The organism is Haloarcula nitratireducens (assembly GCF_019599505.1).
The window spans coordinates 308108-324245 of the sequence record NZ_RKLT01000003.1; the positions used below are offsets into that span (position 1 = coordinate 308108).

Consider the following 16138-nt stretch of genomic DNA (forward strand, 5'->3'; position numbering starts at 1 on the left):
CTCGTCGGTCAGAACTCCGCGCCGTCCCGCGCTTCGACCGCTTCGAGGAGGTCGGCGACGGTGTCGTCCGGCGAGACGCCGGTCGACTTGACGGCCTCCCTGAAACTGGCCGGCGGGTACTTCACGGGGACGTTCGACTCCGAGAGGAGAATCCCGAGTACGTCTTCGACGTCCGTCGAGCCGTCCATCCGGCGACCGTACCATAGCATGAAACTCTCGAAGACGGTGACGATGTCGTTCGAGACGAGCTGTTGCTGATCCACCTCGCCGTCGAACTTCGCGGTCACGTCGAACCCGTAGCGGGTGTTGGAATCGGCCAGCTGTTCGGCGAGCCAGTCGTGGACGTTCGCGTCCGAGAACTCCGGCGTCGCCGGCTCGGGTTCGGGTTCCGGGTCCGGTTCCGGCGTCGGTTCCGCCGAGGCGGGGAGACTGCCCTCGTCGGTTCGCACGTCCGAGGAGACGACGTAGCGGCCCTCGTCAATCTCGGTGACGTGTTCGTCCTCGGCGATATCCAGCTCTTCGGGGGAGAGTATCTTCCCATCTTCCGGCTTCGGTTCGTCTGGCCCCCGCGACATATCGGATACTGTATGTGGAAGTGTATAATTCCGTCGCTGGTCGGGATGCTATCGAAGAGAGAAAGATTGCGCCGATTTAGAGAGTGACCGCGGAGTTGCCCGAGAGCGTCTCGGGGACCACGAGTCGGACAGTGGTGGTACCACCGGACTGGGTGTTCAGTTGGATGGTTGCCGTGTCGCCTTCTTTCAGACCATTACTTCCTATGATCTCAGAATCGTCTACCTGAATAGTGATCTTTGCACGATCTGCAGGATCGTTGATAACGGCGCTTCCTGTACTGGTTAGCGAGGTGTCGCTATCAGGAGCGTCCTGAACGGATTTTACCCCGAATTTCTTACCGCTAGGGGAATCAGAGTCCGAGTATATCAAGTCGTAGGACCCACTCGAATGGACCATCTGTGCGATGGTACTGCTGAGATCAATGTTACCTGCCCCAGGAGCTTTCTTAACTGTGAGTTCAACACTAGTGACCGAGCCGGAACTTTGGTCAACGTTCCCGACTGTATTAACCACTTCCAACCGATTAGTGATTTGATCGCTGCTCTGTTGTCCGGTCTCTTCTGCACTCGACTGCAGGAATCCTGCCGTGTTGATGAGGACGCCCGCGGCGATGGCGGCGACCAGCACCATCGCGATGAACACGATGAGGGTGCCGATCCCGACCTGCCCGCGGTCGTCGTCGTTTCGTAGTTTGTCGAACATGGGTTATGTCAGGTCTGTCTGACCTACCAGAACCATATTTGTTACCTGTAATAATACCTCTCCCCGAAATATCTATCCTGATAACGAGCATTCCAGAGCATCTGTACGCCATACGTCTGATTTTATCCCTGCTATCTCGTCTCCGCTTGCGGCGTCACAGTTCGTCGATTCCGACGGCTGATACTGTTCGTATACGATAGATCGACACGTGTGATTTCCACCCTCTCGGAGGACCGGCTCGAACTCGCGCTTTCGGAGCGCTGTGACTGCGGGCGCACGCGAGAAAGCACGGTTCGAATCGAGTAGGAACAGACAGAGTATCGGTCGGTTATCGCACTGGCTCCCGTCGCAGTCGCCTTCAGTCGTAGGTGACGAGGCTGTACATCACGAACAGGTAGCCGAAGGTCGTCAGGCCGCTGTTGACGAGCAGGAGTGACTTCACGCCCTCGAAGTCGTTGATAAACGCACTGATCATGGTCGCTGCCGCCCCGGCGACGGCCAGCGAGAACCCGAGCGAGAGATGGAGCATCGCTTTTCGGGACGTCTGGACGTACGCCCGCATCGCCATCCCGACCATGGTGAGCCCGGCGACGACGAATACCAGCGTCGAGATGGCATAGAGGAGTTCTATCATCGGCACTGCCTACGGCTATGCGGAACCCTGTAATAAATCCACTTGCGAAAATATCTTCACTGATAATCAGTCGCGTACGGACTCTCAGCGGTCCGCAGAGAGCGTGCGCCACGCTTCGTCGAGTTTGTTGGTGACCTCGGAGCGTTCCTCTACGTGAACGGTCAGTTCGTCGTCGAAGTCGACGCGGACCTCGTCGACGTTCCGGCGGTACACCTTGATGCGTCGCCGGTCGTCCGAGAGGATGTTGTCGTGGAGTTCGAGCAGATCGTGTTCGGTCAACTCGTCGATGCGTCGGTAACAAGTAGCGATGGGGATCCCGAGCTGATCGCTCAGTTCTTGAGCCGACGCCGGTTCGTCGGTCGCGTCGAGGATCTCGGCGCTGTATTTGTTCCCCAGCGTCTGGAGAAGATCCGCTGAAGCCATCGTTATCAAATCATATATTGTAACTACAATAAAACTATCGCCAGTGATAGCGGGTGAGTTCAGCCGGGGTACGAATCGACAGGAAGCGAGCATCCCGGTCGTCTCGGGCGCACTATCCATCGTTTTCTTCGACAATAACGGGATTAGGAGCGGCGTAAACCGACCTTACAGCGGCGAGTCCTCGTCGCTCATCATCGAGAAAGCGCTGGCGTTCTGATGGACCTTCAGCCCGCCCCAGTCGATCTCCATCGGATAGATGTCCGTCTCGATGTTCTGCTTTCGCATCTTCGCCACCCAGACGTAGCGGTTGACGCCGGAGTCGGTCGGCGTCTGGATCAGGTAGATGTTCCCGTCCGTGAGGTAGTTTGCCAGGCCGATTTCGGTGTCTGGAAACACCGCGCCCTGCTCGTTGGTCAGCAGCGAAGTCAGGCCGTTCTCCCGGAGGATGTCGGTGAACTTGAGCAGGTAGGTGCGCTTTTCCCGTTCGTTCTCGAAGAACAGCTCGAACATCGCGAGCGAGTCGAGCACCAGTCGGTCGTACTCGTCGTCCTCTAAGTCGTCTAAGAGGATATCCAGCGAGGAGGAGAAGTCGTTCTCGCGGAGGAGCACCTGCTTGTCGTAGACCTGGATGTCGCCGTTTTCGACGAACTCGGCCCACTTATCGAAGCCGAGGGACTCGGCGGCTTCCCGAAGGTCCGATTCGTTCTCCTCGAAAGTGAGGTAGATGCCCTTCTCGTCGAACATCTCGACGCCGTTGTAGATGTACTGGAGGCAGAGGATCGACTTTCCGGCACCGGGATTGCCGCTGATGAGCGTCGTTGAGTCTTTCACGATACCGCCGTTGAGGATGTCGTCGAGGCCGTCGATGCCCGTCTTCGTTAGCTCGATCATGATAGGAGTAGGTGCTGAGTTGTGTAACCGTGAGTCGTCTGTCTTCAAAAGTCTTGTTCACGAACGGGCGGAAAAGCGGGCGTTCAGGCTTCACTGTGGACGACTGCGGGGTCGACCCAGATGACGAACGACTCGTCGCGCTTGACGACGCCGTGGATAGACCCGGCGTCGTTGCCCGGCGATCCGTCGATCTGGTCGGGAGTTATCTGGACGACCTGGTCTACTTCGTCCACCAACCACCCGACGGCGCTCTGATTCTGTACGATGTCCGGGTCGAAGACGATGACGCGCTTGCCCGCACCGGCGTCGTCGAGCCCGAAGACGACCTTGGGATCGACGATAGACGTCGTCCGCCCCCGGAGGTCGATGACCCCTTCGACGTAGCGGGGCGCGTTGGGGACCTGCGTCAGGTCGCCGACGTCGACGATCTCGGTGACGTAACCGATACTGACACAGTACGTTTCCGCACCGAGAGCGAATTCGAGCACTTGACCGGTTGTGGCTGACTGAGCTGACATAGCTTCTGGAATACCAACTGCTACGATAGCAAGCGGGCATAAAACTGCCTCCTGGGCTATCAACTTTGATTACGTGGGCGGTGTCTTTATTTCCGGGCGAAGGGGAGTTCGCCACAGTGATGCAGATGCTCCGCCCGCGAACGACGACCACGTCACCGGAGGCCGCGTGACGATGGCCGGTGCCGTCCCGCGCGCAGTCGTGGCCGACGACTCTCACTTCATGCGAAGCGTCATCTCCGACATGCTCGAAGAGGGGGGAATCGACGTCGTCGCCGAGGCCCGTAACGGACGCGAGGCCGTGGCGGCCGTCCGCGAGCACGAGCCGGACGTCGTGACGATGGACGTCGAGATGCCCGAGATGAACGGGATCGAGGCCACCGAACGGATCATGGCCGAGCGGCCGACGCCGGTGTTGATGCTGTCGGCCCACACCGACGAGAACGCCGACGTGACCTTCGAGGCGCTCGATAAGGGAGCCGTGGACTTCTTCACCAAACCCGGCGGCGAGGTGTCGATGGAGATGTCTCGGCTGAAGGACCAACTCGTCGACATCGTGACCTCCGTCGCCGAAGCCGGCGTTCGTGGCGCAGGCACCGCCGATTCGAACGCGGGTGCACAGAGTCGCTCCGCCGCCACTGAAACGGCCAGTAGTCATTCGACCGAGGCGTCCCGGACGTACGTCGCGGACCCGACGGTCGTCATCGGCTCGTCGACCGGCGGGCCGAAGATGGTCGAGCAGGTGCTGTCGGAGCTACCGGTCGCGGCCGACCTCCGAATCCTCGTCGTCCAGCACATGCCCGAGGGATTCACCGGGCGCTTCGCCGAGCGCATCGACGCGCGTAGCGAGTACGACGTTCGGGAGGCCACCGACGGCGCGCGAATCGGCGGGGGCGAGGCGCTCGTCGCCGCCGGCGACAGCCACATGGAGATCAAGAACTACCGGAACGGCCGGCTCCGCGTGAAGCTGACGAGAGACGAGCCGGTCAACAGCGTCCGGCCGGCCGTCGACGTGACGATGGCGACGGCCGCGACGACCATCGACGACCCGCTCGTCGGCGTCATCCTCACCGGGATGGGCGAGGACGGCGCGGACGGCATCCGCCGGATCAAGGCCGCCGGCGGGCGGACCATCGCACAGGACGAGGCCACGTCCGCCGTCTACGGGATGCCCCAGCGGGCGGCCGAGACCGGCTGCGTCGATTCGGTGCTTCCCATCGACGACGTGGCGGGCGGCATCTTAGCGACGATCACGACCGAGGTGACCCCATAATGGACGACCAGTATCTAGACGCGTTTATCCGTGAGAGCGAGGAGGCGATAACCGAACTGAACAACTCCCTGTTGGACTTAGAGTCCGACCCGTCAGACGAGGCGGCGATGGACTCCATCTTCCGCACCGCCCACACGCTGAAGGGGAACTTCGGCGCGATGGGCTTCACCGACGCGGCGAACCTCGCGCACGCGATGGAGGACCTCCTCGACGCGATGCGACAGGGCGAGATGGAGGTCACTCCCGACGTGATGGACCTCGTCTTCGCGGGCGTCGACCAGATAGAGGTCATCGTCAACGAGATCGAGGCCGAGGGCGAATCGCGGACGACGACCGACGAGACGGTCGCGGAGCTGCGTGCGGTGCTCGAATCGGGCGCGGCGGCCGCCGGAACCGGCGCGACCGTCGGTGCCGGTGTGGCGACCGGCGGAAGCGCCGTGGCCGCGGCGAGTGGCGACGGCCAGGCGACGGACATCGACGTCGAGATCGACCTCGACCCGGCCGACGCCGAGGAGCGGGTCGTTCACGCGACGATCAGCGTCGGCGAGTCGGACATGCTCGGCGTCGACTCGATGCTGGCGCTGGAGGGCATCGAGGACGCCTTCGAGATTCTGGCGTTCGTCCCCGACAGGGCGGCCATCGAGGACGGCGAGTTCGAGGGAACGTTCGCGCTCTACCTCGACGCGCCGGACGCCGCGACGGTCGACGCCGAACTGGCGTCGGTCGGCAAGGTCGACTCCTTCGAGGCGACGGACGTGACCGAGGCGCTCTCGGCCGACGAGAGCGGTGACGCCGCCCCCCCGAGTCCCGCTTCCGGAGCGACCGAGGGCGGCGAGGAAGAGCACAGCGTCGACGAGATCAAGTCCGTTCGCGTCGACGTCGACCAGCTCGACGACCTGCACGGACTGGTCGAGCAACTGGTGACGAGCCGCATCAAGCTCCGGCGCTCTGTCGAGCAGAACGACCTCGATTCGGCCGGCGAGACGCTGAACGAACTGGACAAGATAACGGCGAACCTCCAGAACACGGTGATGGACATGCGGCTCATCCCGCTGAAGAAGGTCGTCGGGAAGTTCCCGCGGCTGGTCCGCGACCTCGCCCGGAACTTAGAGAAGGACGTCGACTTCGAGATCGAGGGCAAGGACATCGAACTCGACCGCACTATCCTGACAGAGATATCGGACCCGCTGATGCACATCCTCCGGAACGCCGTCGACCACGGCATCGAAGCGCCGGCGGTGCGCGAGGCGAACGGGAAGTCCACGACGGGGCACATCACGCTGCGGGCCTCCCGCGAGCGCGACCACGTCATCATCGAAGTCGAGGACGACGGCGCGGGACTGGACGTGGAGGGGATCAGGCGGAAGGCCGTCGAGAAGGGCGTTCGCTCGCCGGAGGAACTCGACGCGATGGACGACTCGGCCGTCTACGACCTCGTCTTCCACCCCGGCTTCTCGACGGCCGAAGAGGTGACGGATACGAGCGGCCGCGGCGTCGGGATGGACGTGGTCCACGATACCGTCACGCAACTCGACGGGTCGGTCAACGTCGAATCCACCGAGGGCGAGGGGACGACCGTCGCCCTCCGCCTGCCGGTGACGATGGCTATCGTGAAGGTGCTGTTCGTCGAGGTGGGCGACGAGGAGTACGGCATCCCCATCAAGAACGTCGACGAGATAACGGCGACCGGCGCGGTGAAACAGGTCAACGGGAAGGAGGTCATCAAGCACAACGACGACATCTACCCGGTCGTCCACTTGGACGACGCCTTCGAGGTCCCCGGCGAGACGGCGAACGGCGACGGGATGCTCGTCCGCATCCGGGAGTCAGAGCGTCAGATCGCGCTCCACTGTGACTCGGTGAACAGCCAGGAGGAAGTCGTCGTCAAGCCCCTGGAGGGCATCCTCTCGGGCACCGCCGGTCTCTCCGGGACCGCCGTGCTCGGCGACGGCAACATCGTCCACATCCTCGACGTGGTGACGCTATGAGCGGCGACATCGACGACCGGCAGTTCGACCGCCTGCTGTCGTTCATCGGATCGGAGATGGACTTCGAATCCTCGTTCTACAACGACGCGTATCTCGATCGCCGCATCACCGCGCGGATGCGCCGAACTGACACGGACGACTACGGCGCGTACAAGCGCCTCCTCGAAGGAGACGACGGCGAGCGCGAGAAGCTGCTCGACTCCCTCTCGATCAACGTCACCGGCTTCTTCCGGAACCCTGACGCGTGGGAGCAGTTGCGTTCGGTCCTGCGCGAGCTGACGGCCGAGAACGACCGGGTCAGGCTGTGGTCCGCGCCGAGCGCCGACGGCCGAGAGCCGTACTCGGCGGCGATGCTGGCGCTCGACGACCCCCAGATCGACGCCGGTCGCGTCGAGATCACCGGGACCGATATCAACGCCGAGATTCTCCGAGAGGCCCGGGAAGCGACCTATCAGACCTCACAGACGACGGACATCGCCGAGGAGCTCGCGCCGCTCAGCGACTACGCCGAGTACGTCGAGGAGGACGGCGACACGTTCGAGGTCCGCGACAGCGTCACGGACATGGTCCGATTCGAGCGACACGACCTCATCCGCGGCGACCCCAAGCGGGACTTCGATCTGGTGTTCTGTCGGAACCTCCTCATCTACATCGACGCCGAGTACAAGGTCCCCATCTTCGAGACCATCCGCGGGTCGCTCCGGGAGGGCGGCTACCTCATGATCGGGATGACCGAGACGCTCCCGACGGCCTGTCGGGACGCCTTCGAACCCGTCGACAAGCAACACCGCATCTACCGCCGAGTGTGATGAGCCTCTACGAACTCGAACGCGACGGCGAGATACAGGAACTCGTCCGGGTGCTGCGCGAGAGCGACAACGAACGCGTCCGGACCCGAGCGGCCGAGTTGCTCGGCAACTTCGAGGGGCACGACGACCGGCGAGACGCCGTCAACGCGCTCGTGCAGGCGGCACAGGGGGACAGCAGCTCCGTCACCGCTGCGGCCATCGACTCGCTCGACGAGCTCGGCGAGGGGGCCATCGAGCGACTCATCGGCGAGATGGCCGGCGTCGAACTGGGCGGCGACGCGGCCGACTGGGTGACCGCGAAGGCGTTCGTCCAAGCGCTCTCGGCGGACGTCCCCGAACTGCGGATGGCCGCCGCCAACGGGCTCGGTCGGTTGGGACAGGCCGATACCGTCCCGCAACTGGCCGAGCGGTTCGACGACGCCGACCCGCGGGTTCGGGCGCGAGCGGCCCGGTCGGCCGGAAAGATCGGCGACTCGCGAGCCACCGGGCCGCTCGAATCGCTGCTGACGGACCCGAAGGGCGCGGTGCGCCGAGAGGCCGCCGAGGCGCTGGGTAACGTCGGTAATCGGCAGGCGTTGCAGGCGCTGCTGCCGATGTACGAGGACGACGACGAGCGCGTCCGCCGGATCGCCGTCGGCGCGTTCGGCAACTTCGGGAACGGCCGCCCCGTCGGCTATCTGGTCGAGGCGCTCTCGGACGAGTCGGCGGCCGTCCGCCGGACCGCGGTGTACTCGCTCGTCGAACTGCTCTCGAACGTCCCGACCGAGCGGAGCCACGACATCCGCGACACCGTCGTCGAGAAGCTCGCGAACACGGACGACCGGGGCGTCGTCGTGCCGCTGGTTGAGATACTCGAAGAGAGCACGCAGGCCGCCCAGCGGCGCAACACCGCGTGGCTGCTGGGTCGGGCCACGAGCGACCGGGAGCGCGACCGGGTCATCGACGGCCTCGTCGAGGCGCTCGCCGACGACGACCGGATGCTCCGGCAGTTCGCCGCGACGAGCCTGGCGGAACTCGGCGGTCCCGACAACATGGTCGAGCGCCGCCTGTTGCCGGTCGTCCAGGATGCGACCGTCGACCCACAGGTTCGGGGCCAGGCTATCTTCACGCTCGGGAAGGTCGGCGGCGAGCGTTCGCGGAAGGCGCTGGATAAACTCATCGACGACACCGAAGAGGACGTGATCCGAAAGAAGGCCTTCTCGGCCGTCTCGAAACTCGGTGGGCGCGGATGAGCGACGGCGAGCGCGCGCTGGCCGACTCGCAGGGGAAGTTCGTGCAGGTGGTCAAAGACGGGCGGAAGCGAAACGACATCGAGTGGCTTCCTGGTCGCGTCGTCCTCTCGAACAAGCGGCTGGTGCTGGCGACGAACCGGGGCAAACGCACGCTTCCCCTCTCGAAGCTCACGAGCGTCACCGCCAGCCAGATGAACCAGTCGCTCGCGCAGGTCGACAGTTACATCAAACTGCAGGCGGGCCGGGACGTGTGGCTGGTGTCGGCGGCCGCCGAGGCGTTCGAGGTGGAACTGTATCGCGCGCTGCTCGACCAGATCGTCGTCCTCGTCAGGCACCCCGCGGTGAAAGGCGGAGTCGTACAGGACAGCGGCTGGGAGAAGGCCCGCCTCAAGATCGACGACGAGAACGACGAGACCATCGACCTCGCCACCGCCGGCGGCACGTTCGTCGAACTCGACGTCGACGACGTGGGTACCGTCGAAGCCAAGCGGAAGGAGATCCGAGGCGACGAACGCCCGCTCCTGGAGGTCGGACACACCATCGACGGCACGAGCGTCGAGACGTACATCTCCGGGACGCCGCGGCACGTCTCGCTCATCGAGGGGTTGGTCCGACAGGGCGAACAGCGAAACGCCGCCGACGACGTGGACCTCTCGGCCGAGGAGACGCAGGTGTTGATGGCGCTGTACTCGGGCATCTCGCCGTTCAAGATCCCCGACTTCGTCGACATGGAGACGGAGGACGTCGAGGCCGTCTACGACCGCCTCATCGAGGCCGACATCTTAGAGCCCGTCCGCACCCGCCGCGAGGTCCAGTTAGAGGCCCGCGGGCGCTCCATCGCGGGCGAGGCCATCGCCGACCAGTAACCTCGTCAGTCGTCGCGCTCGGTCCCGCCGTCGGTCACGGGAACGCCGCCGGTCTCGGCGAGGCTGTCGAAATCGAACGCGCCGCTCGTGAGTCGCGCCGCGAGCAGCGTCGCGCCGGCCGAGACGAGGAAGGCACCGGCAAAAGAGGTGAGATACAGCGGGTCCGCGGCCGGGAGGAGGTCGCCGACGACGGGAATCGCCGTCGTCACGCCCCGCAGGTCGGGGAAGTACGCCAGTCCGACGGTCAGACCGAGGAGACTCGACAGCAACGCGCCGGGGCCGGTGAGCCGCCGGGAGTAGAGACCGTAGACGAGCGGGAAGGCGACGGCGGCCCCCAGCAGGTCCGCGAAGAAGAACAGTCGGAGGACGCTCCGGGCGCGCAGGCTGACGTAGATAGCGGCGACGGCGACGACGGCGGTGAGCGCCCGCGCGCCCAGTCTGAGCGTACGGTCGTCGGGCTCCGCGAGCAGTCGCGGGAGATCGGCGGTGACGAGGCTCGCCAGCGCCGAGAACAGCGAGTCCACCGAGCTGACGACCAGCAGGAGCGCCAGCAGGACGACGCCGAGCAGCAGCCGCTCGCCGAAGACGCTCTCGACGAGGACGAAGAAGGCGACGTCGGCGTTGTAGGCCGCGCTCGACGCGTCGGCGACCACGTCGGCGTGGCCGACGGCGACGATACCGAGGACGGCGGCGACGAAGACGAGTGCGCTGTTGAGCAGCGTCGCGTTGCGGAAGCCGCGGGCGACGGTGTCGCCGTCGCGGCCGGCGTAGATACGCTGCCACCACGTCTGGTTGACGAGTTCCGCGCCGAGGATGGCGAAGGCCAGACCGAGGCCGAACTGGAGGCCCGGAAGGAAGCCGGGATCGACGAGCGTCGGGTTCGTCTCGACGACGCCGGAATACACCGCGCCGGGGCCGCCGAGCGAGAGGACGACGCCGCCGACGACCACCGCGAGAATCGGGAGGACGAGGACCGCCTGGACGGTGTCGGTGACGATGGTCGCCCGCAGGCCGCCGTAGCTCGTATACAAGAGGACGAACCCGCCGACGAGCATCGCGGTCTGCCACTGCGGGACGCCCGCCACGAGCGAGAGGGCGCTGGCGATGCCCGTGAGTTCCGCCGCGACGAAGACGAACATGTACAGCGCGCTGACGAGGAGGACGAAGCCGTACATCGCCGAGCCGTAGCGGGCGTGGGCGTACTCCGTGAGCGAGTGCCCCTTCGGAAGCAGTTCGCGCACGCGCGGACCGAGTCGGGAGTAAGCGAGCATCGGCACGGCCTCGCCGACGGCGTAGCCGACGACGGCGGCGACGCCGAATCCGGCCCCCGCCTCCGGCGCGGCGAGGAGGATCCAGACGCCCATGACCGAGGCGACGAGCGTCGCGGTCAGGCGACCCTCGCCGACTGAGTCGCGGGCGGTGAGGAAGTCGTCGACCGACCCCTCGCGCCCCCGCGTGTACCAGACGCCGAGCGCGGCGAGGGCGAGGAGGGTCGCGACGGTCAGTCCCAGCGCGACGGCGGTGGTCACCACGGGCGGTCACCACCGTCGGTCACTGCCTCCGTGGTACCACCGCCGTAGGCCGCGTCGAAGAAGGCGACTTCCAGTTCGACGGTGCGACAGAACAGGTCGGCGAGTCTCTCTTGCCGACGCTCGCTCGCGGCCGCACCCTCCCGGTCGAGTTCCGCCCGGAGCCACTCGACGAACTCCTCGAAGGCCGGGATCGCGTGGAGGTCCACCCACTCGGCGAGATAGAACCGCTCGGGGCGGTCACCGTCGCTATCTCCGGCCGTCGCCCAGGCGAGATACGCCCACTCCGCGGGAACGAGGACGGCCAGCGTCTCGGCGTAGCCGCCCTGTCCGGCCGCGCGCAGGAGCAGGTCCCGGAGCGCCGCCGTGGTCGGCGTCGGGTCGGGCTCGGAGTACGTCGATTCGGCGACGCCGAGCGCGTCGAACGAGCGCTCGAAGTAGTCGTTCTCCTCGTCGGTGAGCGTCCCGAGGAAGTCGACGAGTCGGGACTTCGCGGCCATCGTCGGCGCGTCGCCGACGGCGTGGCCGAACGCCCCCACGAGCGTCTCTACGAAGGCGTAGTCCTGCACCAGATACCGCCGGAAGACGGCGTCGTCGAGGTCGTCGGCGCGGAGTTCCCGAGTGAATCGGTGCTCGGTCGCCTCGGTCCACGACGGCTCCGAACGCGCTCTGAGCCAGTCGGTGAAGCGGGGCTTCTCTCGGCCTTCGGCGTAGTCGGCGTAGGTGGCCGGCACCGCCGAGGGGTCTCCGTCTCCCCCCGTCACACCGACCACTCCTCCTCGCGCCAGGCGGCGTCCCAGAAGCGGTACTCGTAGCGGGCCGACGTCTCGAAGATAGCGCGGTAGCGCTCGCGCTCGGATTCCGTCGATTCGGCGGCCACGTCGTCCATCAGGTCCTTACACCACTCGGTGAGCTCGGTGAACTCCTCGCCGGCGTACATCTCGATCCACGCGGCGTACTGCTCGTGGTCCGGTCGGCCGCGTTCGTCCAGCCGGAGTGCCGTCTCGTTGAACCCCCACATGCAGGGTAAGAGCGCCGCCGCGAGGTCGCCGAACGTGCCGGTCGCGGCGGTGCGGACGAGGAAGTCCGTGTACGCCCGCGTCGTCGGCGAGGGGTCGGTCGCTTCGAGGTCGGCCGCCGAGATGCCGAACTCGGCGGCGTACTCCCGGTGGAGGTCCATCTCCGCGTTGATGGTCGAATCGAGCAGTTCGGCGAAGGTGCCCATCCGCTCCAGGTTCGGCGCGTTGGCCGCGCCCAGCGCGAACACGCGCGCGTACTCGACGAGATAGACGTAGTCCTGCCGGACCCAGTAGCGAAACGGGGCTTCGTCTAACGTTCCCTCGCCCAACTGTTCGACCATCGGGTGGGCGACGATGGCGTCCCAGATCGGGTCGCCGACGCCGGCCAGTTCGTCGGTGAAGCTCATACGACCGCTCGGCCCTCCGGCGTGATATAACTTGGTACTACAATCGGCTTATCGCCTCGACCGTTGTCGGGTCGATGTCGAACGCTTAAGCGACCGGTCGCCCAACGAAGGGGTATGTCCCTCCGGTTGCCGAGTGAAATCGTCGTGCAGGACGTGTTGCCGACGCTTCGGGTCCTGCTGGCGCGGGAGCTCTCGGCGCACGACCTCACCCAACAGGAGGTCGCGACACATCTCGGCGTGACGCAGGCGGCCGTCTCGACGTACGTCAACGGCGACCCCGACCTCGAACCGCGCATCGCGGACCACCCTCGGACCGCGGAGACGGTCGAACAGGTCGCCGGGGGACTGGCCGACGGCGAGATGGACGGTTACGACGCGCTGGCGGCCGTGCTGGAACTCGTCCGCGCCTTCGAGGACCGCGGCCCCGTCTGTGAGCTCCACGAAGAGGCGATGCCGGAGTTACGGGGGCTGGGCTGTGACCTCTGCGTCCGCGGCGCGAACCCCGAACTCCGCAGGGAGCGCGAGGTCCTCGACAGCGTTCGAGAGGCGAGCCGAGTCCTCGCCACCACGCCCGGCGTCGTCGACTACGTCCCAAACGTCGGGACAAACGTCGGCACCGCGCTCCCCGGGGGCGAGGCCGTTTCGGACGTGGCCGCCGTCCCCGGCCGCATCTACGTGATGGACGGCAGCGTCGAGGTGCCCGCGAACCCCGAGTTCGGCGCGTCGAAACACGTCGCCACGACGATTCTCGCCGCGACGGCCGTCGACCCCGACCGCCGCGGCGCGCTCAACCTCGCGACCGACGACGCGCTTCTCGACGCGGCCCGCGCACGCGGCCTCGACCTGCTGGAGTTCGAAGCGGGCTACGACGACCGCGGCGACCGCCTCCGCGAGCGGTTCGAATCGCGCGGCGCGGTCCCCGACGTGCTCTATCACCGCGGCGCGTTCGGCATCGAACCCATCACCTACGTCCTCGCCGGGACCGGCGCTGATGCGGCGCGGTTAGCCGCCGAATTAGTCGCTGACGCGGAAGAATAGCGGTTGCTGGCGGTGCAGTCGGCCGGGAGCGCGCTCCGTCGCGCGAAGACGCCGTCAGAACGAAGTTCTGACGAGCCTTCGTTCGCTCCGCTCACGAAGACGGGGAAGGGCAGGCCTGCCTAAGAAACGTACCGCGCCGGAGGCGCGGTTTCACCGAACTCGCGGCAGAGCCGCGAGTTCGGCCTTTTTCGCCCACGTTCGTTAGAGCGAAGTCATCCGAAAGAGCGCACGGCGCTCTTTCGTGATCACGAGAGAGCTTCGCTCTCTCGGACGACTCTAACGCAGCCCATCAGAAGTCTTCGACTTCTGAGGACGTTTTTCGAGGAGCGGGTTGCGGGCCAACGGCCCGCAACCGAATGACGTGGCGGCTTCGCCGCCACGCTCCTCCCACGGCGCGCTCTCCGAGCGCGCGAGGAAAGGCGACGACGAAAACGGTGGGCGCTAGGCGTTGACATCCTCCAGGTGCCGGCTGGCGACGATCTTCCCCTTCGGGGTGAGCGTCGGACCATCGGGGCCGTCCTGAACGAGGTTGTCCGCGTCGAGGTCTCGGAGGAGCATCGACACCGCGGCGGAGTCTTTCCCGAGGATGTTGGCGAGGGGCATCCCCTCCATGTCGCCGGTGGAGTACATGGCGACCAGCACCTCCTTCTTGTCCCGCGTGAGGTCGACGTTCCGAATCTCCTCCATCAGCTCTGAGTACTCCCGACGGAGGTAGCGGCCGAGGATAGACATCTTCCGGGGGGAGGCCAGCGTCGCCATCGTCGTCACGGCGGTGCCGTCCTGCATGTGCCTGACCTCCAGGACCGGGCGTTTGGTGCCCGATACCTCCCGAGTCGTTCGGGAGAAGTCGGAGACCGTTTCGAGGTCGATGGCGAAGGTGCCGTCCTCGCGGCGGAACTCGACGGTGCCGGGGGTCAAGAAGAGGCGGGCGGTCCGCTGGGCGTCGTCGGTAACGCGGCCGCCGACGCGGGCGCGCTCTTTGACCGTCGTCTCGGTGCCGTTGACGATCGCTTTGAACAGGAGCGTGCCGAACCTCTCGATCTTCTCGTCACCGGCCTCGATGGCGGCGACGAGGCGGCGGCCGTTCTTCTCGAAGGCGACGGTCACCGTCGAGTCGAAGAAGTCGCCTAAGTCGGGCGGCACCTGCCCGATGGCGACGTCGAAGATGGACGCCAGCGGAATCGTCAGCTTGTCGTCCTCGCTCGCGGCCAGTACCAGTCGCTTCTGTGAGAGGACCACCCGACCCTTGATGGGGTCGTTGCGGGTGGAGACCTCGGAGTTGAACTGGCCGACGAAGTCGGCGATGACTGATTCCGACATGCGGGGGGTTGGCCGTTGATTGTCCGCCCCGTATATTGAGCGTTTCGCGCGAATATCAGTTCGAAGAACGAGGGATTACCCGTCGAGGTCCTCGGCGATGTCGGCCAGCGACGAGTCGGCCCCGCCGGTCGAGGTGTAGACGACGCGCGTGCCGGGCGTCCGCAGGCCGTATTCGGTGCCGTCGGTAATCACGTCTAAGTGCGCCGAGCCGCCGAGCGAGACGGTGCCGTCTCTGACCCACTCGGCGAGGCGGTTTCCGCCCTCGCGCTCGCGGGCGAGGCGGCGGTTGTCCGCGACGTGGGCGATGCCGGTCTCGCCCTGGATGTTCGTCTCGACGGCGGCGTAGTAGCCGTCGCCGTCGAGGGCGAGGCTGACGACGTCGCCGTCCCGTAAGTCGACGGCGTCGGGGAGAGCGACCCGCGGGCGGTCGGTGCGGCCCACCGACTCGACGGTGACCCGGTGGGTCTCGATGGCCTCGTGGTCGCTCGGGACGCGCTCCGTCACTCGTCGCCGTCGCCGAGCAGGTCCTCGACGGAGTCGCTGCCGCGACCGACGATCTTCGCGTTGATCTGGCGCGTCTCGTCGCTGACCTCGCGGCCGCGGACGGTGATGCGCTTGCGCTCGCCCTCGGTGGTCGGTTCGAAGCCGACGCCGCCGTCGGACATGATAGAGGTCGTGGAGACGCCGCGGACGTCCGACCGCATCGGTCGGCCGGCCTTATCGGAGCCGCCGGTGAGTTCGAGGGTGTAGCCGTCGAGACCGACCGCGCCGCCGTCGACCTCGTCGCCGAGCTCGCGGCCCATGAAGCGGTTCGCGTCCTGTCCGTCGACGTCGATCTGGTACGTGTGACCGTCCTCCGGGTCGGAGACGGCGACAGTGAATTCAGCCATACCTGTCCTCAATCAATCGCGCGTCA

The 16138-nt window shown here is 65.8% G+C and carries 18 protein-coding genes; 6 read left to right on the forward strand and 12 right to left on the reverse strand.

Going from position 1 to position 16138, the window contains the following annotated elements; all coding sequences use genetic code 11:
• Positions 1 to 8 precede the first annotated feature (8 nt).
• The 6 genes from EGH23_RS11525 to EGH23_RS11550 form a co-directional block, all read right to left on the reverse strand.
• On the reverse strand, positions 9 to 575 hold the full coding sequence (locus tag EGH23_RS11525) for a DUF7500 family protein (protein ID WP_220580141.1): 567 nt from the start codon (positions 573 to 575) through the stop codon (positions 9 to 11).
• A 76-nt stretch (positions 576 to 651) separates the two neighbouring features.
• Positions 652 to 1278: an archaellin/type IV pilin N-terminal domain-containing protein gene (locus tag EGH23_RS11530; protein WP_220580142.1), complete on the reverse strand. Its 627-nt coding sequence runs from the start codon at positions 1276 to 1278 to the stop codon at positions 652 to 654.
• A 358-nt stretch (positions 1279 to 1636) separates the two neighbouring features.
• Positions 1637 to 1912 carry a DUF7521 family protein gene (locus tag EGH23_RS11535; RefSeq protein WP_220580309.1) on the reverse strand — a complete coding sequence of 92 codons (276 nt, stop codon included), beginning with the start codon at positions 1910 to 1912 and terminating at the stop codon, positions 1637 to 1639.
• Positions 1913 to 1996: 84 nt separating this feature from the next.
• On the reverse strand, positions 1997 to 2335 hold the full coding sequence (locus EGH23_RS11540; protein WP_135305681.1) for a winged helix-turn-helix domain-containing protein: 339 nt from the start codon (positions 2333 to 2335) through the stop codon (positions 1997 to 1999).
• Between the two features lie 165 nt (positions 2336 to 2500).
• Positions 2501 to 3226, reverse strand: a complete 726-nt coding sequence (locus tag EGH23_RS11545) for an RAD55 family ATPase (protein WP_220580143.1) — start codon at positions 3224 to 3226, stop codon at positions 2501 to 2503.
• Between the two features lie 83 nt (positions 3227 to 3309).
• On the reverse strand, positions 3310 to 3744 hold the full coding sequence (locus tag EGH23_RS11550; protein ID WP_220580144.1) for a chemotaxis protein CheW: 435 nt from the start codon (positions 3742 to 3744) through the stop codon (positions 3310 to 3312).
• Positions 3745 to 3916: 172 nt separating this feature from the next.
• Between EGH23_RS11550 and EGH23_RS11555 the strand changes: the two genes are divergently transcribed.
• Genes EGH23_RS11555 through EGH23_RS11575 form a run of 5 tightly spaced genes read left to right on the forward strand, consistent with a single transcriptional unit; the run spans position 3917 to position 9909 of the window.
• The gene (locus tag EGH23_RS11555; RefSeq protein ID WP_220580145.1) at positions 3917 to 5014 is read left to right on the forward strand and encodes a protein-glutamate methylesterase/protein-glutamine glutaminase; all 1098 of its coding nucleotides are present in this window, start codon (positions 3917 to 3919) and stop codon (positions 5012 to 5014) included.
• Positions 5014 to 7002: a chemotaxis protein CheA gene (gene cheA, locus EGH23_RS11560; RefSeq protein WP_220580146.1), complete on the forward strand. Its 1989-nt coding sequence runs from the start codon at positions 5014 to 5016 to the stop codon at positions 7000 to 7002. The genes EGH23_RS11555 and cheA overlap by 1 nt, the downstream gene beginning before the upstream one ends.
• Positions 6999 to 7811: a CheR family methyltransferase gene (locus tag EGH23_RS11565; protein WP_220580147.1), complete on the forward strand. Its 813-nt coding sequence runs from the start codon at positions 6999 to 7001 to the stop codon at positions 7809 to 7811. Before cheA ends, EGH23_RS11565 begins: the two co-directional genes overlap by 4 nt.
• Positions 7811 to 9043 carry a HEAT repeat domain-containing protein gene (locus tag EGH23_RS11570; RefSeq protein WP_220580148.1) on the forward strand — a complete coding sequence of 411 codons (1233 nt, stop codon included), beginning with the start codon at positions 7811 to 7813 and terminating at the stop codon, positions 9041 to 9043. The genes EGH23_RS11565 and EGH23_RS11570 overlap by 1 nt, the downstream gene beginning before the upstream one ends.
• Positions 9040 to 9909: a CheF family chemotaxis protein gene (locus EGH23_RS11575; RefSeq protein ID WP_220580149.1), complete on the forward strand. Its 870-nt coding sequence runs from the start codon at positions 9040 to 9042 to the stop codon at positions 9907 to 9909. Before EGH23_RS11570 ends, EGH23_RS11575 begins: the two co-directional genes overlap by 4 nt.
• Before the next feature lie 5 nt (positions 9910 to 9914).
• On the opposite strand, the gene EGH23_RS11580 is transcribed toward EGH23_RS11575, so the two are convergent.
• From EGH23_RS11580 to tenA, 3 genes are read right to left on the reverse strand one after another with little or no spacing between them, the layout of a single operon-like run.
• Positions 9915 to 11441: a sodium:solute symporter family transporter gene (locus EGH23_RS11580; RefSeq protein ID WP_220580150.1), complete on the reverse strand. Its 1527-nt coding sequence runs from the start codon at positions 11439 to 11441 to the stop codon at positions 9915 to 9917.
• Entirely contained in the window at positions 11435 to 12226 is a 792-nt protein-coding gene (locus tag EGH23_RS11585) for a TenA family protein (RefSeq protein WP_425433221.1), read from the reverse strand. The genes EGH23_RS11580 and EGH23_RS11585 overlap by 7 nt, the downstream gene beginning before the upstream one ends.
• Positions 12199 to 12864 carry a thiaminase II gene (gene tenA / locus EGH23_RS11590; RefSeq protein ID WP_220580151.1) on the reverse strand — a complete coding sequence of 222 codons (666 nt, stop codon included), beginning with the start codon at positions 12862 to 12864 and terminating at the stop codon, positions 12199 to 12201. Before tenA ends, EGH23_RS11585 begins: the two co-directional genes overlap by 28 nt.
• A gap of 114 nt (positions 12865 to 12978) precedes the next feature.
• On the opposite strand from tenA, the gene EGH23_RS11595 reads away from it, so the two are divergent.
• The gene (locus EGH23_RS11595) at positions 12979 to 13902 is read left to right on the forward strand and encodes a thiamine-phosphate synthase family protein (protein WP_220580152.1); all 924 of its coding nucleotides are present in this window, start codon (positions 12979 to 12981) and stop codon (positions 13900 to 13902) included.
• Positions 13903 to 14343: 441 nt separating this feature from the next.
• Here EGH23_RS11595 and EGH23_RS11600 read toward each other — a convergent pair whose 3' ends face one another.
• The 3 genes from EGH23_RS11600 to EGH23_RS11610 all read right to left on the reverse strand — a co-directional run bounded on the left by EGH23_RS11600 (position 14344) and on the right by EGH23_RS11610 (position 16112).
• Positions 14344 to 15222, reverse strand: a complete 879-nt coding sequence (locus EGH23_RS11600) for a CheF family chemotaxis protein (RefSeq protein ID WP_220580153.1) — start codon at positions 15220 to 15222, stop codon at positions 14344 to 14346.
• A gap of 75 nt (positions 15223 to 15297) precedes the next feature.
• Entirely contained in the window at positions 15298 to 15726 is a 429-nt protein-coding gene (locus EGH23_RS11605) for a DUF7112 family protein (protein ID WP_220580154.1), read from the reverse strand.
• On the reverse strand, positions 15723 to 16112 hold the full coding sequence (locus tag EGH23_RS11610) for a 30S ribosomal protein S6e (RefSeq protein ID WP_220580155.1): 390 nt from the start codon (positions 16110 to 16112) through the stop codon (positions 15723 to 15725). The genes EGH23_RS11605 and EGH23_RS11610 overlap by 4 nt, the downstream gene beginning before the upstream one ends.
• Positions 16113 to 16138 lie beyond the last annotated feature (26 nt).

Coding starts and splice junctions, on each gene's coding strand:
- EGH23_RS11575 (WP_220580149.1), top strand. CDS start 9,040: ATGAGCGACGGCGAGCGCGCGCTGGCCGACTCGCAGGGGAAGTTCGTG.
- EGH23_RS11595 (WP_220580152.1), top strand. CDS start 12,979: ATGTCCCTCCGGTTGCCGAGTGAAATCGTCGTGCAGGACGTGTTGCCG.
- EGH23_RS11610 (WP_220580155.1), bottom strand. CDS start 16,112: ATGGCTGAATTCACTGTCGCCGTCTCCGACCCGGAGGACGGTCACACG.
- EGH23_RS11540 (WP_135305681.1), bottom strand. CDS start 2,335: ATGGCTTCAGCGGATCTTCTCCAGACGCTGGGGAACAAATACAGCGCC.
- EGH23_RS11545 (WP_220580143.1), bottom strand. CDS start 3,226: ATGATCGAGCTAACGAAGACGGGCATCGACGGCCTCGACGACATCCTC.
- cheA (WP_220580146.1), top strand. CDS start 5,014: ATGGACGACCAGTATCTAGACGCGTTTATCCGTGAGAGCGAGGAGGCG.
- EGH23_RS11600 (WP_220580153.1), bottom strand. CDS start 15,222: ATGTCGGAATCAGTCATCGCCGACTTCGTCGGCCAGTTCAACTCCGAG.
- EGH23_RS11550 (WP_220580144.1), bottom strand. CDS start 3,744: ATGTCAGCTCAGTCAGCCACAACCGGTCAAGTGCTCGAATTCGCTCTC.
- tenA (WP_220580151.1), bottom strand. CDS start 12,864: ATGAGCTTCACCGACGAACTGGCCGGCGTCGGCGACCCGATCTGGGAC.
- EGH23_RS11565 (WP_220580147.1), top strand. CDS start 6,999: ATGAGCGGCGACATCGACGACCGGCAGTTCGACCGCCTGCTGTCGTTC.
- EGH23_RS11535 (WP_220580309.1), bottom strand. CDS start 1,912: ATGATAGAACTCCTCTATGCCATCTCGACGCTGGTATTCGTCGTCGCC.
- EGH23_RS11530 (WP_220580142.1), bottom strand. CDS start 1,278: ATGTTCGACAAACTACGAAACGACGACGACCGCGGGCAGGTCGGGATC.
- EGH23_RS11525 (WP_220580141.1), bottom strand. CDS start 575: ATGTCGCGGGGGCCAGACGAACCGAAGCCGGAAGATGGGAAGATACTC.
- EGH23_RS11570 (WP_220580148.1), top strand. CDS start 7,811: ATGAGCCTCTACGAACTCGAACGCGACGGCGAGATACAGGAACTCGTC.
- EGH23_RS11555 (WP_220580145.1), top strand. CDS start 3,917: ATGGCCGGTGCCGTCCCGCGCGCAGTCGTGGCCGACGACTCTCACTTC.